The 17695-nt window shown below is 62.1% G+C and carries 14 protein-coding genes, 1 tRNA gene and 1 pseudogene; 5 read left to right on the top strand and 11 right to left on the bottom strand.

Going from position 1 to position 17695, the window contains the following annotated elements; translation table 11 throughout:
* The first annotated feature begins 8 nt into the window (after positions 1-8).
* Complete coding sequence (locus tag H7225_RS04650; RefSeq protein WP_290659618.1) at positions 9-1037, top strand: NADP-dependent oxidoreductase; 1029 nt, start codon at positions 9-11, stop codon at positions 1035-1037.
* 29 nt (positions 1038-1066) lie between these two features.
* Complete coding sequence (locus tag H7225_RS04645; protein WP_290659629.1) at positions 1067-1981, top strand: SDR family oxidoreductase; 915 nt, start codon at positions 1067-1069, stop codon at positions 1979-1981.
* A gap of 31 nt (positions 1982-2012) precedes the next feature.
* On the opposite strand, the gene rapZ is transcribed toward H7225_RS04645, so the two are convergent.
* The 3 genes from rapZ to H7225_RS04630 are packed head-to-tail and all read right to left on the bottom strand — an operon-like array spanning position 2013 to position 5568.
* Positions 2013-2942: an RNase adapter RapZ gene (rapZ, locus tag H7225_RS04640; RefSeq protein WP_290659617.1), complete on the bottom strand. Its 930-nt coding sequence runs from the start codon at positions 2940-2942 to the stop codon at positions 2013-2015.
* On the bottom strand, positions 2939-4666 hold the full coding sequence (gene recN, locus H7225_RS04635; RefSeq protein WP_290659616.1) for a DNA repair protein RecN: 1728 nt from the start codon (positions 4664-4666) through the stop codon (positions 2939-2941). Before recN ends, rapZ begins: the two co-directional genes overlap by 4 nt.
* Positions 4666-5568 carry an NAD kinase gene (locus H7225_RS04630; protein WP_290659615.1) on the bottom strand — a complete coding sequence of 301 codons (903 nt, stop codon included), beginning with the start codon at positions 5566-5568 and terminating at the stop codon, positions 4666-4668. The genes recN and H7225_RS04630 overlap by 1 nt, the downstream gene beginning before the upstream one ends.
* Positions 5569-5671: 103 nt before the next feature.
* On the opposite strand from H7225_RS04630, the gene hrcA reads away from it, so the two are divergent.
* A complete protein-coding gene (gene hrcA / locus H7225_RS04625) occupies positions 5672-6682 on the top strand; it encodes a heat-inducible transcriptional repressor HrcA (protein ID WP_290659614.1) in 1011 nt (336 codons plus the stop codon).
* On the opposite strand, the gene H7225_RS04620 is transcribed toward hrcA, so the two are convergent.
* A complete protein-coding gene (locus H7225_RS04620) occupies positions 6642-7121 on the bottom strand; it encodes a hypothetical protein (RefSeq protein WP_290659613.1) in 480 nt (159 codons plus the stop codon). The two genes, hrcA and H7225_RS04620, sit on opposite strands and share 41 nt — an antisense overlap.
* Positions 7122-7211: 90 nt before the next feature.
* Between H7225_RS04620 and H7225_RS04615 the strand changes: the two genes are divergently transcribed.
* Positions 7212-7288, top strand: a tRNA-Ile gene (locus tag H7225_RS04615).
* Positions 7289-7333: 45 nt separating this feature from the next.
* On the opposite strand, the gene H7225_RS04610 is transcribed toward H7225_RS04615, so the two are convergent.
* From H7225_RS04610 to imuA, 4 genes are all read right to left on the bottom strand, one after another.
* Positions 7334-7474 (bottom strand): hypothetical protein, encoded by a 141-nt coding sequence (locus H7225_RS04610; protein ID WP_290659612.1) that lies wholly within the window; start codon positions 7472-7474, stop codon positions 7334-7336.
* 96 nt (positions 7475-7570) lie between these two features.
* Positions 7571-10672 (bottom strand): error-prone DNA polymerase, encoded by a 3102-nt coding sequence (locus H7225_RS04605; protein ID WP_290659611.1) that lies wholly within the window; start codon positions 10670-10672, stop codon positions 7571-7573.
* 8 nt (positions 10673-10680) lie between these two features.
* On the bottom strand, positions 10681-12015 hold the full coding sequence (locus H7225_RS04600; RefSeq protein ID WP_290659610.1) for a DNA polymerase Y family protein: 1335 nt from the start codon (positions 12013-12015) through the stop codon (positions 10681-10683).
* Positions 11957-12790: a translesion DNA synthesis-associated protein ImuA gene (gene imuA, locus H7225_RS04595; protein WP_290659609.1), complete on the bottom strand. Its 834-nt coding sequence runs from the start codon at positions 12788-12790 to the stop codon at positions 11957-11959. The genes H7225_RS04600 and imuA overlap by 59 nt, the downstream gene beginning before the upstream one ends.
* A 251-nt stretch (positions 12791-13041) precedes the next feature.
* On the opposite strand from imuA, the gene H7225_RS04590 reads away from it, so the two are divergent.
* Complete coding sequence (locus H7225_RS04590; protein ID WP_290659608.1) at positions 13042-13812, top strand: SOS response-associated peptidase family protein; 771 nt, start codon at positions 13042-13044, stop codon at positions 13810-13812.
* 228 nt (positions 13813-14040) lie between these two features.
* Here H7225_RS04590 and H7225_RS04585 read toward each other — a convergent pair.
* The 3 genes and pseudogenes from H7225_RS04585 to H7225_RS04575 all read right to left on the bottom strand — a co-directional run.
* Positions 14041-14467 (bottom strand): annotated as a pseudogene (locus H7225_RS04585) (transposase); the annotation flags it as partial.
* A gap of 47 nt (positions 14468-14514) precedes the next feature.
* Positions 14515-17193, bottom strand: a complete 2679-nt coding sequence (locus H7225_RS04580; RefSeq protein WP_290659607.1) for an excinuclease ABC subunit UvrA — start codon at positions 17191-17193, stop codon at positions 14515-14517.
* 259 nt (positions 17194-17452) lie between these two features.
* Positions 17453-17695, bottom strand: a 243-nt coding sequence (locus tag H7225_RS04575) for a helix-turn-helix domain-containing protein (RefSeq protein ID WP_290659606.1), incomplete at its 5' end; no start/stop codon positions are given.

Here is a 17695-nt window from a genome sequence, read left to right as displayed (position 1 = left end):
AACAAGACATGAGCACCCTCAATCACCAGATCCAATTGGCATCCCGCCCGCAAGGCGAGGCCACCACCGACAACTTCAAGCTGGTCGAAACGCCCGTGCCCTCGCAGGCCGAGTTGAGCGATGGCCAAGTGGTCGTCAAGCACCATTTCCTGTCGCTCGACCCCTACATGCGCGGCCGCATGAACGACAGCAAGAGCTACGCCGAACCCCAACCCTTGAACACCGTGATGATCGGTGGCACGGTGGGCGAAGTGGTGGCCAGCAAGCACGCCAAGTTCGCCGTCGGTGACCAAGTGATGGGCATGGGCGGTTGGCAGGAATACGCGGTGGTCGATGCCAATGTGCGTGGCGCCATCAACAAGGTCGATACCGCGCACATCCCGCTCTCGGCCTACCTGGGCTCGGTCGGCATGCCGGGCGTCACTGGCTGGTATGGCCTGGTCAAGATCATCAATCCCAAGGTCGGTGAGACCGTGGTGGTCAGTGCCGCCAGCGGCGCAGTGGGCAGTGTGGTGGGCCAGCTGGCCAAGGCGCGCGGTTGCCGGGTGGTGGGCTTTGCCGGTGGGGCCGACAAGTGCCAATACGTGGTCAACGAGCTGGGCTTCGATGCCTGCATCGACTACAAGGCGCACCCCGATTCGCGCAGCCTGTACAAGGCTTTGAAGGAAGCCACGCCCGATGGCATCGATGGGTACTTTGAAAACGTGGGCGGCGCCATCCTGGACGCCGTGATGGCCCGCATGAACGCCTTTGGCCGCATCGCCATGTGCGGGATGATCGCTGGCTACGACGGCCAACCCATGCCTTTGGCCAACCCCGCCATGATCCTGGTATCGCGCTTGAAGATTGAAGGATTCATCGTGAGCGAGCACCCCGAGGTGTGGCCCGACGCCATGAAGGAGTTGGGCACCATGGTCGCCACCGGCCAGATGAAGTTCCGCGAGTCGATCGCGCAAGGCATTGCCAGCGCACCCGAGGCATTCCTGGGCTTGCTCAAGGGCAAGAACTTTGGCAAACAGCTGGTCAAGCTGGTCTGAACACTTTGAAGGACAACACCATGTCGATCATGAATTTGAAAGCCGGGCAAACGGCCGTCATCACGGGCGCTGGCAGCGGCTTTGGTCTGGAGCTGGCGCGCCTGGGGGCGGCCAAGGGCCTGAACCTGGTCATCGCCGATGTGCAGCAAGATGCCCTGGACGCGGCCAAGGCCGAGCTGAAGGGCCTGGGGACCAAGGTGGTGGCCTTGCGCAGCGATGTGTCGCGCGCTGCCGATGTGGAAGCGCTGGCCACCATCTGCCTGGAGCGATTCGGCGTGCCCCACCTGGTCATCAACAACGCCGGTGTGGCCCACGGTGGCCTGATCTGGGAACACACCACCAGCGACTGGGAATGGGTGCTGGGCGTGAACCTGTGGGGCGTGATCCATGGCGTGCGCGTGTTCACCCCCCTGATGCTGGAGGCGGCACGCAAGGATCCCCAATGGCAAGGTCACATCGTGAATGTGGCCTCCATGGCCGGCTTGCTGAACTCGCCCAACATGGGCGCCTACAACGTCAGCAAGCACGCGGTGGTCAGCCTGACCGAGACCTTGTACCAGGACCTGGCCTTGGTCACGGACCAGGTGCACGCCTCGGTGCTGTGCCCGTACTTTGTGCCCACCGGCATCCACAAGTCCCACCGCAACCGCCCGGCCGATTTGCGCAGTGAAGGCAAGCCCACGCCCAGCCAGATGATCGCGCAGGCCATGAGCACCAAGGCGGTCACGTCAGGCCGCGTGTCGGCCACCGACGTGGCGCAACTGGTGTTCAACGCGGTTGAGCAGAACCAGTTCTACGTTTACAGCCACCCGCAAGCTTTGGGCATGGTTCAGACGCGCATGGAAGACGTGGTGCAGGTGCGCAACCCGACCGATCCCTTTGCGGGCAAGCCGGAACTGGGCGAAAGCTTGAGGAAGGCCCTGCGCGAAGCGATGGGCGGCTAATGCAGGCAGGAAGGGCGGCGCTTGACTTGACTCAGCGCGCGTCCTGTTCGCGGTGGCGGGCCAGTGCCACGCCACGCTTCACGAAGCGCTCGACCAGTTGCTCAACGCAATACACCGAACGGTGTTGCCCGCCAGTGCAGCCAATGGCCACGGTCACGTAGCTGCGCTGATCGCCTTCCAGCGTGGGCAGCCAGCGTTTCAGGAAGGTCTCGATCTGCGAGATCATTTCGGCGGCTTCGGGTTGTTGGCGCAGGTAGTCGATCACCGGTTGATCGCGACCCGTCAGGGGGCGCAACTCTTTCAGGTAATACGGGTTGGGCAGCATGCGCACGTCGAACACGAAGTCGGCGTCCATGGGCACACCCTGCTTGTAGGCGAAGGACTCGAACACCAGCGTCAGGCGCGAAGGCTCGGCCTGCACCACATTGCGGATCCACAGGCGCAACTGGGCCGGGCGCAGCAGCGAGGTGTCGATCACCGCTGACACCTCGCGCAGTGGCTCCAGCAACTCGCGCTCCAGGTTGATGGTGTCGATCAGGGCCTGATCCTGGTAGGCCAGTTGCTCTTCCACCTGGTCCGGCATGGTCGGGATGCCGACAAAGGGGCGCGTGGGCTGATTGGCCTGCAGCAAGGGGTGAGGTCGGCGGGTTTCAGAGAAGCGCCGCACCAGGGCATCGGTGCTGGCATCCAGGAACACCGATTTCACCCGGACACCCTCGGCTTTCAACTCGGCCAGGATGGGCATCAGGCTGGGCAGGGATTGCGCGCTGCGCACGTCCACGGCCACGGCCACGCGCCGGCGTTGCGGCTCGGGGCGGCTCATCTCAAGGGTGATCAGTCCGCGCAGCAACTCAGGCGGCAGGTTGTCCACGCAAAAGTAGCCAGCGTCTTCCAGGGCGTTGATGGCCACGGACTTGCCCGAGCCCGAGATGCCGGTCAGGAAGACGACATCCAGGCTCATGCGGCCTCCTTGCGGCGGCGCTTGGCGGCGCTGCTGGGGTCGGGCGGGGCATGGGCGGTGTCCACCATGACCTGGGCGTGGGCGCGGCTGGTGTCGGTGATGTTGCCGCCCAGCATGCGGGCCACTTCGCGCACGCGGTCTTCACCGCTCACTTCGCGGATGTCGCTGGTGGTGGTGCCCTGGCTCAAGGCCTTGGACACGACCAGGTGCTGGTGGGCGCAAGCGGCGACCTGTGCCAGGTGGGTGACGGCCAAGACTTGCTGGCTGCTGCCCAGGCGTTGCATGAGCTGGCCCACGGTGTCGGCCACGGCGCCACCGACGCCCGAATCGATTTCGTCGAAGATCAAGGTGCCTGATTGCGCGGCGGCATCGGCGCGCTGCGAGGTGGTCACCGCGATGGCCAGGGCCAGGCGCGACAGCTCGCCGCCCGAAGCCACCTTGCTCAAAGGGCGCGGCGTGCTGCCAGCATGGCCGGCCACCAGGAACTCGATCGATTCAAGGCCAAAGGCTTGCGGCTCGTCCTGCTTGGGCAAGGCCACTTCGAAGCGGCCACCCGACATGCCCAGGTCCTGCATGGCCAAGGTCACGGCTTGGGCCAGCGCGGGCGCGGCTTTGGCACGTTGTTGGGACACGGTCTTGGCCACGGCCAGCCAGGCTTGATGCGCCTCGTTGGCATGGCGCTCCAGGGTTTCGAGGTCGGCGGCGGCGTCCAGCGCGGCCAGCTCGTCGCGCCAGCTTTGCAGCAGCTCCGGCAGGTCTTGCGGCAGGCGGCGGAAGCGGCGCGCCAGGCTCATCCAGCTGGCAATGCGGCTGTCCAGCTCGCCCAAACGGCCAGGGTCGAGTTCGGTGTGGCGCAGTGCGCCGTTCAGGCTGTGCGCGGCATCTTCCAACTGGGCCTGGGCACTGCGCAGCACCTCCAGCGCGCTGGCCAAATTGGGATCGACCTGGGCCACGCTGTCGAGCGCCTCGATGGCGCGCGAGGTCAGCGAGCCGGCGTTGGTGTCGTCTTCCGAGATGGCGCTCAAGGCCACCTGGGCCGCGTCGAGGATGGCTTGGCCATGGCCCAGGCGTTGGTGCTCGGTGTTGAGCTCGTCCCACTCGCCGGACTGAGGCTTGAGCTTGTCCAGTTCGGCGATTTGCCATTGCAGGCGCTCGCGTTCGCGGTCCAGGTCGGCTTGGCGGCCTTTGGCATCGTCCAGCCGGCGTTGGGCCTCGCGGCGCGCCGTCCAGGCTTGCTGAAGGGCTGCGGTGTCTACACCGGCTTGCGTGTCGACCAAAGCGCGAACCGAATCGGCGCGGGTCAGGCTTTGCCAGGCGTGCTGGCCATGGATGTCAACCAGGTGTTCGCCCAGCTCGCGCAGTTGCGTGACGGTGGCCGGGCTGCCATTGATCCACGCACGGCTTTTGCCTTGGGCATCGACCACGCGGCGCAACAACAAAGCCGCGCCAGGTTCGGCAGAATCAAAACCGGCATCGTGCAGCCAGGGGGCCAGGCGCTCGGCCAAGGCGGCGTGGGGCTCGAACTCGGCGGTGATGTCGGCGCGGGCGGCGCCTTCGCGCACCACGCCCGCGTCACCCCGGCTGCCCAGGGCCAACTGCAATGCGTCGATCAGGATGGATTTGCCCGCGCCGGTTTCGCCCGTCAGCGCCGTGAAGCCGGCGCGCAGGTCAACTTCGAGGGCCGTGACGATCACGAAATCGCGCAGGGTCAGGCGGCGCAGCATCAGGCAACTCCTTCGTTCCAGCGCAGCTTGCGGCGCAGGGTGGCGTAATAGTTCCAGCCCTTGGGGTGCAAAAAGCGCACCCGGTGGGCCGAGCGGCGCACGGTGATGCGGTCGCCGTGCAGCAGGCTGGCCAGGCTTTGCATGTCGAAGTTCATGCTGGCGTCTTTGGCCGCCACGATCTCAATGGTGATCACCCCGGTGTCGGGGATCACGATGGGCCGGTTTGACAAGGTGTGCGAGGCAATCGGCACCATCACCCAGCCGCCCAGGGCGGGGTGCAGCAGCGGGCCGCCGGCCGACAGCGCATAGGCCGACGAGCCAGGGGGCGAGGCCACGATCAGGCCGTCGGCCCGGTAGTTGGCCACGAACTGCCCATCGACCTCGGCGCGCAACTCGACCATGCTGGCCGTGGCGCCACGGCTCACCACCACTTCGTTGATGGCAAAACCTTCGTAAATCGTTTCAAGCCCGCCGTCGCGGTTCGGGCGCAGCACGGCGCCTTCCAGCATGGCGCGGTGCTCTTCTTCGTAATGGCCGGTCAGGATCTGGGGCAGGGCGGTGGCCATGTCCTTGTGCTGGATGTCGGTGATGAAGCCCAGGCGGCCCTGGTTGATGCCGATCAGCGGGATGTCAAAGCGCGACAACTCGCGCGCAATCGCCAACATGGTGCCGTCGCCGCCGACCACCACGGCCACGTCGCAGGTCTTGCCGATCTGCTTGAGGCTGAGCGAGCCGTATTCGGTGATGCCGGTGTTGAGCGCGGTTTCCATCTCCACCGAGACTTCAAGCCCCGCTTTGACCAGGATGGCGGCCACGTCTTCCAGCACCGTGCGGATGCCGCGGGCTTGGTATTTACCGACCAAGGCGGCGTGGCGAAAACGGCAAGGCTGAAGGCTGGGCATGAGCAGAATTACACCACACGGCACCGCCCTGAACGAGGGTGGTTTTGCCCCCGACGCCCCGAATTGTGACGGCTTGTGCGCGTCAGCGCCTAGAATCAAAACCATGCTGGATGACCGTGCCAAGATACTGTTGAAAGCCCTGGTCGAGCGCTACATCGCCGACGGGCAACCCGTGGGATCGCGCACCCTGTCGCGGGCGGCTGGGCTGGACCTGTCGGCTGCCACGATCCGAAATGTGATGGCCGACCTGGAAGACCTCGGCCTGATCGTCAGTCCACACACTTCGGCCGGGCGCGTGCCCACCGCGCGTGGCTACCGCTTGTTCGTGGACACCATGCTGACGGCGCGCCCCTATGACTTCAATGCCGAAACTCGCGACCAGCTGCAGCCCGACCAGCCGCAGCGCGTGATCGCCAGCGCGGCGCAAATGCTGTCCAGCCTGTCGCAGTTTGTGGGCGTGGTCACCTCGCCGCGCAAGGCCTCGGTTTTCAGGCACATCGAGTTTTTGCGCCTGGGCGACAAGCGCGTGCTGGTCATCCTGGTGGCGCCCGACGGCGACGTGCAAAACCGCGTGCTGTTCACGGCGCAGGATTACACGCAATCGGAGTTGGTCGAGGCCAGCAACATTCTGAACACGCATTACTCTGGCTTGTCGATTGAGGAAATGCGCAATCGCCTGAAATCGGAAGTGGACGAACTGCGTGGCGACATTGCCAGTTTGATGCAGGCGGCCGTGCAGGCCGGCAGTGATGCGATGGACGAGAGCACCGACCAGTTGGTGGTGTCGGGCGAGCGCAATCTGCTGACGGTGCAGGATTTCTCGAACGACCTGGGATCGCTGCGCCGCCTGTTCGACCTGTTCGAGCAGAAAACCCAGTTGATGCGCCTGCTGGAAGGCTCCAGCCGCGCCGAGGGCGTGCGCATCTACATTGGCGGTGAGAGCATGGTGGTGCCGTTCGAGGAGTTGTCGGTGGTCTCGGCGCCATATGAAATTAACGGGCAGATCGTGGGCACGCTGGGGGTGATCGGGCCGACGCGCATGGCGTACGACCGGATGATCGAGATCGTGGACATCACTTCGCGGATGGTGTCGAACGCGCTGAGCCAGAAGTGAAGGCCAGGGCGGTCTGACCGTCGTTATCTTCATCCTCCTCGTCTTCTTCCTCGGAATATTCCTCATCGTCGGCGACCAGGTTTTCCAGGTCCACGCCCTGAGGGTCGTCGATCGACACCAGGTCGGGGTCGGTTTCCAGCGCTTCTTCGCCCGACAGGATGACGCGGTCTGGCGAGATGTCGCCGCCTTCGCGAATGTGCTCGGGGACGGCCGATCCGCGCTCGCCAGTGCCACCGCTGTCCGTGTCGGATTGCAGGTCGGTGTTGCCGGCGCCGGAAATAGCGGCCGACAGGGTCTCGAAATCGTCGGTTTCCAGGTGCAGTTCGCCCTGGATGTCGGAGCCGCTGTCGGAGCTGTCGCTGGGGCCAAGCGCGTCGGCGTCGTGGCCTGGGGCGTGACGGGGGGCTTGTTCGGTGCCGAAAATGCTGCTTCTGGCCATGGTCGTCTCCTTCAAAGAGGGTTGAGGGTCATGGCAGAGTGGCAAGTGGTGTGCCCTTACAATCTGCGCTCCCTTGCGTTTAAAGGCCGGGGGCCGTTAGCTCAGTTGGTTAGAGCAGAGGACTCATAATCCTTTGGTCGTTGGTTCAAGTCCAACACGGCCTACCATCCGCATGTCAAGCCCCTCCCGGGGCTTTTTCTTTGCCTGAGCCGTCACAGGAGACGCTCAATCAGCTTGTCAGTAAACACAACGTTGATGCTGCGCTGATACTCCGTCACGCTGGGAGGCATGACGTCCTGCACAAACCACAGCACCGCTGTGTTGGCCGCCTCGTACAGTTCAACAGCGAACACGTTGTCGACGTTGACACGTAAGCCACCGCGCGAATTCGTTGGACTAGGTGGTGAACTGAAGCGAAGTTAGAACAGCGAAGAAGGTGTGAAAGCGAATCAATGAAAATCCCGCGACTGGGTGTTCAGCCTTCCCAGCAGATGCGTCAAATCCAGGAGGTGTCCTGCGACCAAGCTGCGCAATTCCCCTTCTGACTGCCAGGTGCCATACACCGCAAGCAGGCGTGATTCCAACAGCTCCTTGCGTTGCGCTTCCTTGATGCTTTTCCAGCAGATGACTTGGACCACACCCGTCTCATCCTCAAGGCTGACGAAAATAACGCCGTTGGCCGTGTCTGGTTGTTGGCGGAGGGTGACCAACCCACAGTACCTCACCAATCTGCCATTGGGACAGTCCTGCAGCTCGGCCGCTGTGCGCAATCGCTGCTTGGCCAGCAGAGGGCGTAGCAAGGCCAGCGGATGCCGGCGCAGGGTCAGGCCAGTCGCTGCATAGTCGAAGACAATCTCTTCTCCCTCGGGCGCCTCAGGCAACTCAAGGAAGTCTTCATCGACGGGTGCGTCACGCAGCAGGGCCGGCGTCGAACGCAAAGCTGATGCCTCCCAGACCTGTTGACGACGATGGCCACTGAGGCTCATCAGCGCATCGGCTCCTGCGAGCAGCTGCATCTCATGCAGTTCTAGACCAGCCCGGCGAGCCAGGTCCTCAGCGCTGTCGAAGACGCGGTCGGCGCGTGTGGCCACAATGGCATCCGCCGCTTGCGACCGCAGGCCGTGTAAGAGACGAAGTCCCAGTCGTACAGCAGGCTTATGTTCCAGGTCTTCGAGGGTGCAGTCGACGTCGCTGTGCATGACGTCCACTGCTCTAACCTCGACCCCGTGCCGTTTGGCATCCTGCACCAACTGGCTTGGGCTGTAGAAGCCAAGCGGTTGGGAGTTCAACATCGCTGCCAAAAACTCGGCGGGGTGATGGCATTTAATCCAACAGCTGGCATACACCAGCAGGGCAAACGAGGCGGCATGCGACTCAGGAAAACCATACTCCCCAAAGCCCTTGATTTGCTCAAAGATTTGCACGGCGAACGACTTCTCGTACCCTCGGTCGGTCATGCCGTTGACGATTTTGTCGTAGTACGGCTCCAGCCCGCCTTTGCGTTTCCAAGCCGCCATTGCTCTGCGCAAGCCATCAGCTTCTCCGGCAGTGAAGCCCGCTGCCAGCATCGAAATCTGCATCACCTGCTCTTGGAAAATTGGCACACCCAGCGTTCGCTCAAGCGCAACCTTCAACGCCTCGCTGGGATAGACGACAGGCTCCAACCCTTGCCTCCGCTGAAGGTACGGATGGACCATGCCCCCGGTGATGGGCCCAGGCCGGACAAGTGCAACTTCGACGACCAAGTCGTAGAAGCAGCGAGGCCTGAGCCGCGGCAGCATGCTCATCTGCGCACGGCTTTCAATCTGGAACACGCCGACTGTCTCTGCTTTGCAAATCATGTCGTACGTGGTCTGGTCCTCAGGTGGGATGTCCTGCATTTCAAAGACATGCCCTTTGCGCTTACCGATGAGGTCAAGCGCCTTGCGGATGGCCGTCAACATCCCCAAGGCCAAGCAGTCAACCTTGAGCAGGCCTACGGCATCCAGGTCATCTTTGTCCCACTGAACGACAGTCCGGTCAGCCATGGCGGCGTTCTCAATTGGAACCATCCGGGAAAGTAATCCCTTTGTAATCACAAAGCCGCCAGGATGTTGAGACAGGTGGCGAGGAAAGCCCAGCAGCTGGTCGGTCAGTACCATCAATTGCTGCACCTTCAAGTCATCCACGGAAAGGCCAAGCTCCAAAAGCCGCGCCTGTTGCAGCTCACGCCCGTCGAACCACTTGTGGGACTTTGCCAGCTGGTCAACCACTTCGGGTTCGAACCCCAACGCCTTGCCCACGTCCCTGATGGTGGACTTTGGCCTGTAGCTGATGACGACTCCAGTCAGCGCAGCCCGCTCCCGCCCATATTTGCGGTACAGGTACTGAAGAATCTCTTCTCGCCGCTCATGCTCGAAGTCAATGTCGATGTCCGGCGGCTCATTGCGCTCCTTCGAAATGAAGCGTTCGAAAAGAACGCTCATGCGGTCAGGGTCCACTTCGGTCACCCCTATGCAATAGCAGACCACGCTGTTGGCAGCGGACCCACGGCCCTGGCAAAGGATGTGCTGGCTGCGTGCGAACTGAACGATGTCGGCGACGGTCAAGAAGTAGTGCTCGTATTTGAGGTCGCTTATCAGTTCAAGCTCGTGCTCAATCTGCAGCTGGACCTTGGCCGACATCCCATCTGGCCATCGCCGGCCGGCACCTTCGTAAGTGAGTCGCCGCAGGTAGCTCGCGGCGGTCTCCCCCTCGGGTACCACTTCGTCCGGGTATTGGTACTTCAGCTCATCGAGCGAAAAGGTACACCGCGCTGCTACATGCAAGGTCTCCGCCAGAAGGTCCGATGGATAGGTTTGAGCAAGACGCAGCCGTGTGCGCAGGTGGCGTTCGGCATTTGGCTGCAGGTCCAATCCGCATTCGGTCAATGGGCGGTTCAATCTCGTGGACGTCAAGACGTCCTGCAGGGCCTTGCGGGAGCGCACGTGGAAATGCACATCTCCGCAAGCCACCAAAGGTATGGCTGTCAGCTCGCTGGCCTGGCGCAGACGGTACAGCCACATCTCATCATCCAGAAGACTCAGCAGTTCTACGCCAAGCCAACAGCGCCCGAGGAACTGGTCCAGCAGCCATCTGGCGCATTGCTCTATCTGCGCGGGCTCGGACATCCTTTTGGGCGAGGCGATGACTACGCAGTCCTGCAGCTCTGCGCCTGTGATGTCATCGACATCAAGCTGATAGGTGCCTTTCTCGTCCGAGGAGCGCCGCAGCTTCGTGATGAACTCGCAGAGGTTGCCGTAGCCATTGAGATTGCACGCCAAAACTGTCAACGAAAACGGAAAGTGGCAGAACACCTCGAACTGACTGCCCACCAACAGCTTGATGCCGTGTTCTTTTGCCGCCACGTGCGCGCGCACCACCCCAGCGACACTGCACTCGTCAGTCAAGGCCAAGGCCGCGTAGCCCAGCTCGGCCGCGCGTACTACCAGCTCGCCCGGGCGGCTCGCACCCCTTAAAAATGAGAAGTTTGAGACGCAGCGAAGTTCTGCATAGTCAGGAAGGGAAGTCATGGTGTAACTCAAGCGAAAGAGCCGTGGAGAAACCAAGCGGTCTCAGCAGCGTCTCCAGGTAGGCGGGTTTGAAAAAGCCAAAGCAGGCCGGCGTTCTCATTGACTGCGACCCAGTAGTCGCGGGATACGTGACGGGTGGTCAGCACCCCGTCTTCCTCGACGCGATGCCACCAACCGCCTTCGACGCGGTGCGGGCCTACCAGCAACTGCAACGGCCCTTGATACAAGGGACGATGCGCCCGTGTGGCCAGCCGGAGCGGGCTGGGCAGCACGATGGTTGGTTGGGTGATGTCCACGGCCCGGCTAACCGGCCGAGCTCTCTTTGCCGTCGCGGGTTGCCAGATGCACATCCACTCAGGTCTATGGTCCTCGGTGATGACAGGGCGTAGAACCTTGTCTGGACCCAAGCGAGCAGCGACCCGTTCCAGGACAAGGGTCATGCTCTCTCCGGTCTGGTTGGCATCCGGCAAGAGCGAAAGGTTCTGGTCTTCGAAGCGGTGCACTTCGTCGGCAAGCAGCTGCAGGTTGTTCACCGGCGCGCCAAGGTCGACCTTGGCCAGGTGCTCGGCCAACAGACGGGTCAGGTGTTCGATATCCCGAGTGGGCTTGGCGGTGCGTATGGTCAAGCCGCCGCCATCGCCGGGCGTCTTGGCAAACATGTCGTCGTGACGCCATTTCAGCGTGAATGCGGTGACGCCGTATTGGCGCGCCATCAGCCAGGCGGACATCTGCAGCAGTTGGCGTCGGGCCACGAATAAAAGTGCTGGTGCCAGGTCGACCCTCGACATCAACTCGACCTTGGAATCAAACGTTTCCGGTAGCTCGACCCAGTCGTGCACCTCTGGTCGCATGCCATAGGCCTGGTCAATGGCCGCCAACAACTTGCCGTCGAACCTGCGACTGAGCCCTCCCCGGGGTAAGGCGCGCACTTGGCCAAGTGTCTGACAACCCAAGCGTGCAAGTACGGCATGGTGCTCGGCCACCGACGTCAGCGACTCCAGTGGCAGGGCATCCAGAACCTGGTCCAGAGGCTTGCCAAAGCCATTCGAGACCCCTGACCTCGCCAAGGCCACGGCCGCCAATCCGGTGGGTGCCCAAGCAAGCTGAGCCACACCAAGGTCAGGGTTTTCGTCTTTGATGCGCTGGACCAGCTTGCGCTTGCCGCCAAACAAACGCACGCTCGCCTCCAGCTCCATCACGACGGCAGGCGCGGCAGACAGAGGCTCGGAGACGGCAACGCGGGGAGTAAATTGCAAGCACCACGTTGACAGTCCTCGAAGCGCCTCAATGCGCCGGTGCTCGTCGGACGGCGGGTTGGCCAGGAGCAGCGCAGCCCAGAGCATTTGGAATTGCCTCTCGCTCGTCGCGGTTGGCCATGAGCTCGCTTGGCTTGCGCAAGCGAGGGGTGATGAGGGATTCCATTCCAGCGGGAATGGATGGCAACGCCAAGATACCTTCATGGGCCGGCCCCTTGCGCTTGAGCACGTGGACTTTCAATTCCCAATTCAGGCCAAAGGCGAGTTGAACTCTTAGCGGCGCGGCGGAGGACTCATGCTGAGCAACCGCGGGCCGACAAAGGAACACCGGGCATTCAGAAATCTGCGCGCAAATCTGCAACCGGCGAATCTGCTCCTGGCGTGCTTGAGGCAGCCATGAAATCAGGGCACCGCATGCGTTGCTCTTCACGAGCTGCTCCGTCACCCAAAGGCGCTGAGACGGGGCGTCGGCCTGAATCCAGACCAGGTTGCGCTCGTCTAAGCCCATCAATCGCAGACCGGGCATGTGCGGTTGCTTGGGTGGGCCGACAAAGACGACCGTTTTGCCTGCTTCTGACACCGCCCTGAGGGTGGGAGCCAGCAGGCGTAGCTCGCATACCAAGGGTTGTGGCTGCAAAATTTCGGTGATTGAATGGCAGGGCCAACCTCCGCCCGGAAGCTCTAGGTCTAGTGTTTCCCAACCCGTTTTGATAACCCGTGTGACGGTGCTGCCCAGCTCGTTTCCACGCCAAAGGGCCGCAGCGACCTGCGCCGGTAGCTCGCCAGGGGCAAGCGCCCGCTTGAAGATGGGATGTGCCTGGTCAGACGGGAGGTCGTCCCAGGCCGGGAGGTCGGCAAACATGGTGGCAGGTGAAATTTATACTGTATGTTTGTACAGTAACATGGCCGCCTAGGCTGTGTCGAGCAGCCAGTCCCTAAGACTTTGGGACAAGACGTCCAGTTTTCACGATATGAGCTCGGCCACCTCAATCCCTTAGAGGGGAAGGAGTTCGGCGCAGCCGTTGCAAATCCTAGCTCAGGACTGGAGCAGTCACATTTGGGCGCGCCAGTCAGACGCTCGCAAAGGAGTCGAAATCCTGGCAGAGTGACCACATGTGCAACCAGTTCCGCACCCTCCAGCAACTCGACTTGTTCGAGCAAACGTTCGGCGTGCCATTGCCGGACGGTGAGTGGCGAGAGGAGGTTTACCCCGGCTACCTTGCCCCCATCGTCCGCAAGCCCCGTGGCGGGCCACCTGGCAGCCGGGAGTCGGTTTTGGCGAAGTTCGGTTTGATTCCAGCCAAGTCGAAAACACAGAAGCTTGAGTTCTCAACCATGAACGCACGCGTCGACCGAATTCAGACGGCCAGGTCGTACAAGGGGCCTTTTACGGACCGGCAGTGGTGCATCATTCCTTCCGTTCGATTTTACGAGCCTTATTACGACCTGGAGCAGTGGGCCCTTGGCAATCGGAGGTCAGAGCGCTTTGGCATCAGTCGGGCTGACGGGCAGCCCGTGGGCATCGCGGGTCTGTGGGAGCTTTGGAAGCGACACCCGGATGACGAGGAAGGGATTCACAGCTTCACGATGGTCACACTGAACGCCGACAAGCACCCACTGTTGCATAGATTCCATCGACCTTTCGACAATCAGGGCAACCCTGAAGAAAAGCGCACCGTGGCGCTGCTTCGTGAGGCCCAGTTTGATGCGTGGCTCGACACCAGCCCTAGCAAGGCGCCTGACTTCTTCCATACTTTTCCCGCAGAGGATTTGGTGGCTGCGCCGTTCCCAGAACCGCCCAGGCCAAAGAAGCCTACTGTGACCAAAGCAATGCCTGCACCACTCGAGTCCCAAGTGCCGCAGCTTGGCTTCGACTTCGACTAACTTTCTTTGGAAAAAGAAGCCGTGCAAACCAATGAACGCGACGTCAACACTGGGGCAGGTCCCCCAGTTCATTGAATCGCCCCGGGAATCGTGGAGGCTGTTTGGTTTAAGTCATGCCTCCACCGTGGTGGGTTGAGTGGCGAGGAGTACCGAATGGACACGTACTGGCCGGATTCAACCGGTCGTCGAGCCGCGGTCGCTGTGATGAATCAAGCTGTTGTCGCGTTGTCGCTCGACGGTGCAACGCGCCACGGCCGTGCCTTCACGTGCCAGTTGCCGCCACACCTTGTCGACGCCATAGACCTGCATGTTGGCCTGCCAGACCTGCTCGATCTGAGGCACGTCGGCGGTCGAGCTCCGCCTGGGCGAAAAACGCGCTGGCCAACTTCAAAATTTCATTGGCCCGGCACAACTCCTTGACCTCGCGCTCCAGGTCCTTGACGCGCTGCGCCTCGGCCGTGGTCACGCCGGCTCGGGCCCCGTTGTTGATCTCATGCTGCCGGACCCAGCCCAGCAGCGTCTGTGGCACGCAGCCAATCTTGGGCGCGATCGATTCGACTGCGGCCCACAGCGATGGGTATTCCCCTCGATGCTCTTGCACCATGCGCACAGCGCGCTCACGGACCTCAGGTGAGAACTTGTTTGACTTCTTCATGGCTCCATCTTCTCAAAGGTTAGAGCCTCCTCAAAACCCGGGGCGATTCATTCAGGCTTGCCTTGCGTACGCTGCAAGTAGCGCTTCAGATGGCTTGCTGTTTGACCTTCGGTGGCTCTGCCAACCTCGGCTGGTGTCCCGCTCGCCACGACCAGTCCGCCATGCTCACCGGCGCCTGGCCCCACATCGATCACCCAGTCACTGGCGCACACGATGCGCATGTCGTGCTCCACCACCACCACCGTGTTGCCTGCATCGACCAGGCTGTTCAACAGAGCCATGAGCTTGTCCACATCGGACGGATGGAGACCAGTGCTCGGCTCGTCGAACACATACAGGGTGTTGCCCTTCTGGGTGCGTTGCAACTCGGTGGCCAGCTTGATGCGTTGGGCCTCGCCGCCGGACAGTTCGGTAGCCGGCTGGCCCAAGCGAAGATAGCCAAGGCCGATGCCTTTGAGCAGGGTGAATATCTTGAGCAGTGCAGGTTCATCGGTGAAGAAGCTGTGCGCTTCATCGACGGTCATGTCCAGCACTTGGGCGATGTTCTTGTCATGCCATGTGACCTGAAGCGTCTGCGGGTTGTAGCGAGCACCATGGCAGGCCGGGCAAGGGGCTGAGACGCTTGGCATGAATAACAACTCCACGCTGACCGCGCCTTCGCCTTCACAGGTTTCGCACCGCCCTTTGGCCACGTTGAATGAGAATCTCCCGGCGTCGAAGTGTTTCGCCTTGGCCGCTTTCGTGGCCGCAAACAGCTTGCGCACCTGGTCGAACAGGCCTGTGTAGGTGGCCAGGTTGGAGCGCGGGGTGCGTCCAATCGGCTTCTGATCGACCTGCACCAAGCGCCTGATGTGATTGGCGCCGCTGTGGATATGGCCGCTGGTTTGGGTTTCGGTGAAGACCGTGGGCTCAAGGTCGTCTCCCTCATCGTTCATCGGCACAACCTCGTGGCCCAGGTGAGCACTGACGAGTTCAACCAAGGCTTGGCTTACCAAACTTGATTTGCCGGAGCCGGATACACCCGTCACGGCGGTGAGCACCCCAAGGGGAAAGCGCACGTCCAGTGCTTTCAGGTTGTTCCTGGTGATGCCGCGCAGGTCAAGCCATGCGGAAGGCTGGCGCTTGACGGCCTGATGGGCCTCCGGAGGCGCGAACAGGTAGCGGGCGGTGGTTGACGCCTGGACATGGCGAAGGCCTTCCGGAGGGCCGCTGTACAGCAACTCGCCGCCTTTGGTGCCGCCTTCGGGTCCCACGTCCACCAGCCAGTCCGCCCGGCGCATCATCTCCAGATCGTGTTCCACCACGAAGACCGAGTTGCCTGACGCTTTGAGTTGCGCCAGGGCCCGCAAGAGTGCCTCGCTGTCGGCGGGATGCAGGCCGGCCGACGGCTCGTCCAAGATGTAGACCACGCCAAACAGGTTCGACCTGATCTGTGTGGCCAGGCGCAAGCGCTGCAATTCGCCGGGCGACAGCGTGGGCGTGCTGCGATCCAGTGCCAGATAACCTAGCCCCAACTCCTGCAGGGTATGGATTCGGCTGAGCAAGTCTTGGGCAATGCGTTGGGCCGCGATGCGCTTTTCAGGGGACAGGTTCGGCGTGTGGCGCACGTTGGGCGACGCTTTGTGTGCCGAACCGCCCGCGGCAACTCGGCGTTGGGTGTCCTGTCTGGCCTGTGCGCGGCTCAAGGCCGCAACATCGGGCTGGTCGCCATGTTCGAAGACGCCCTGTGCAGCATCGCTCAGCAGCCCTGCCACGCGATCCAGCGGCCACTGCGACAAAGTGCCGATGTCCACGCCGGCGAAGGTGACGGACAAGGCTTCTGGTTTCAAGCGCTTGCCGGCACACAGTGGGCACAGGTTGCCGACCATGAAGCGAGACACCCGTCGCTTCATCAAGGCACTCTGGGTGGTCGCGAAGGTGCTGAGCACGTACTGCCTGGCTCCGGTGAAGGTGCCCTGGTAGCTGGGCTCCTGTTTGCGACGCAAGGCGGCTCTGGTCTGGGCAGGCGTCAAGCCGGCATAGACGGGCACGGCGGGGTGCTCCTCTGTATAAAGGATCCAGTCCCGATCTTTCTGCGGCAGATCGCGCCAGGGTGTGTCCACGTCGTAGCCCAAGGTCACAAGGATGTCGCGCAGGTTCTGCCCATGCCATGCCGTGGGCCAGGCGGCAATCGCGCGTTCGCGGATCGTCAGTGAATCGTCTGGCACCATTGAACGTTCGGTCACTTCGTACACCTTGCCCAAGCCATGACAATGGGGGCAGGCCCCCTTCGGCGTGTTGGGCGAGAAGTCTTCCGCGTACAGCATGGGCTGATCGGGCGGATAGCTGCCCGCCCGCGAGTACAGCATGCGCAGAAAGCTCGACAAAGTGGTCACGCTGCCCACCGAGGAACGTGGGCTGGGCGTGCCCCTTTGCTGCTGAAGCGCCACGGCAGGTGGTAAGCCATCAATCGCGTCCACGTCTGGGACGCCAACCTGGTCCATCAGCCGCCTTGCATAAGGTGCCACTGACTCAAAATAGCGGCGCTGGGCTTCCGCGTAAATCGTGCCAAACGCCAGTGAAGATTTTCCCGAGCCTGACACACCTGAAAACACCACCAAAGCATCGCGGGGAATGTCTACGTCGACCTGCTTCAGATTGTGCTCGCGCGCACCACGTACAGAAACGCTTCCCTGCACCGGATGTCGGGTCAGCGGCGGAACTGACTCAGCCTTGCCGTTTTTCATCTGAACAGATCCTCAGGGCGTTGAGACCCGATCCCACTCCCTTTCGTGGGCCTGAAACGTCGTTGCCAAATGACACTCAAACTGACCATGCTTTCCCTGTGGTTCAGCCAGCTTGTGGCGAAAATGGCTGAAACCAGCAATCGTCGTACCAGTCACACTGGGCTCGGCCAAAGTGCGTTGGCAACCAAGGCCTCGTTCATGCAATCGGCATGCTCGTTGCTCAAGGTGCCTCACTGTTGTCGCCTGGGGTTTCTTCGCGCTATTTGACCTGCTGCTTGCCCAACTTGCGGGCCAAGGTGCGCCGGTGCATGCCCAAGCGGCGAGCGGTCTCGGAAATGTTGAAACCGGTTTCGGCCAGGATCTCGTGGATGCGCTCCCATTCCAAGGTCTTGATCGACGTGGAGCGGTTGGTCAACCCAACCTCGGCGTCGCCCTCTGCACGGCCAAAGGCGGCCTCGATGTCGTCGGTGTTGGACGGCTTGGCCAGGTAGTGGCAGGCGCC

The organism is Aquabacterium sp. (assembly GCF_014378415.1).
Taxonomy (GTDB): Bacteria; Pseudomonadota; Gammaproteobacteria; order Burkholderiales; family Burkholderiaceae_C; genus Aquabacterium.
This window is presented reverse-complemented; position numbering and strand designations above follow the sequence as displayed.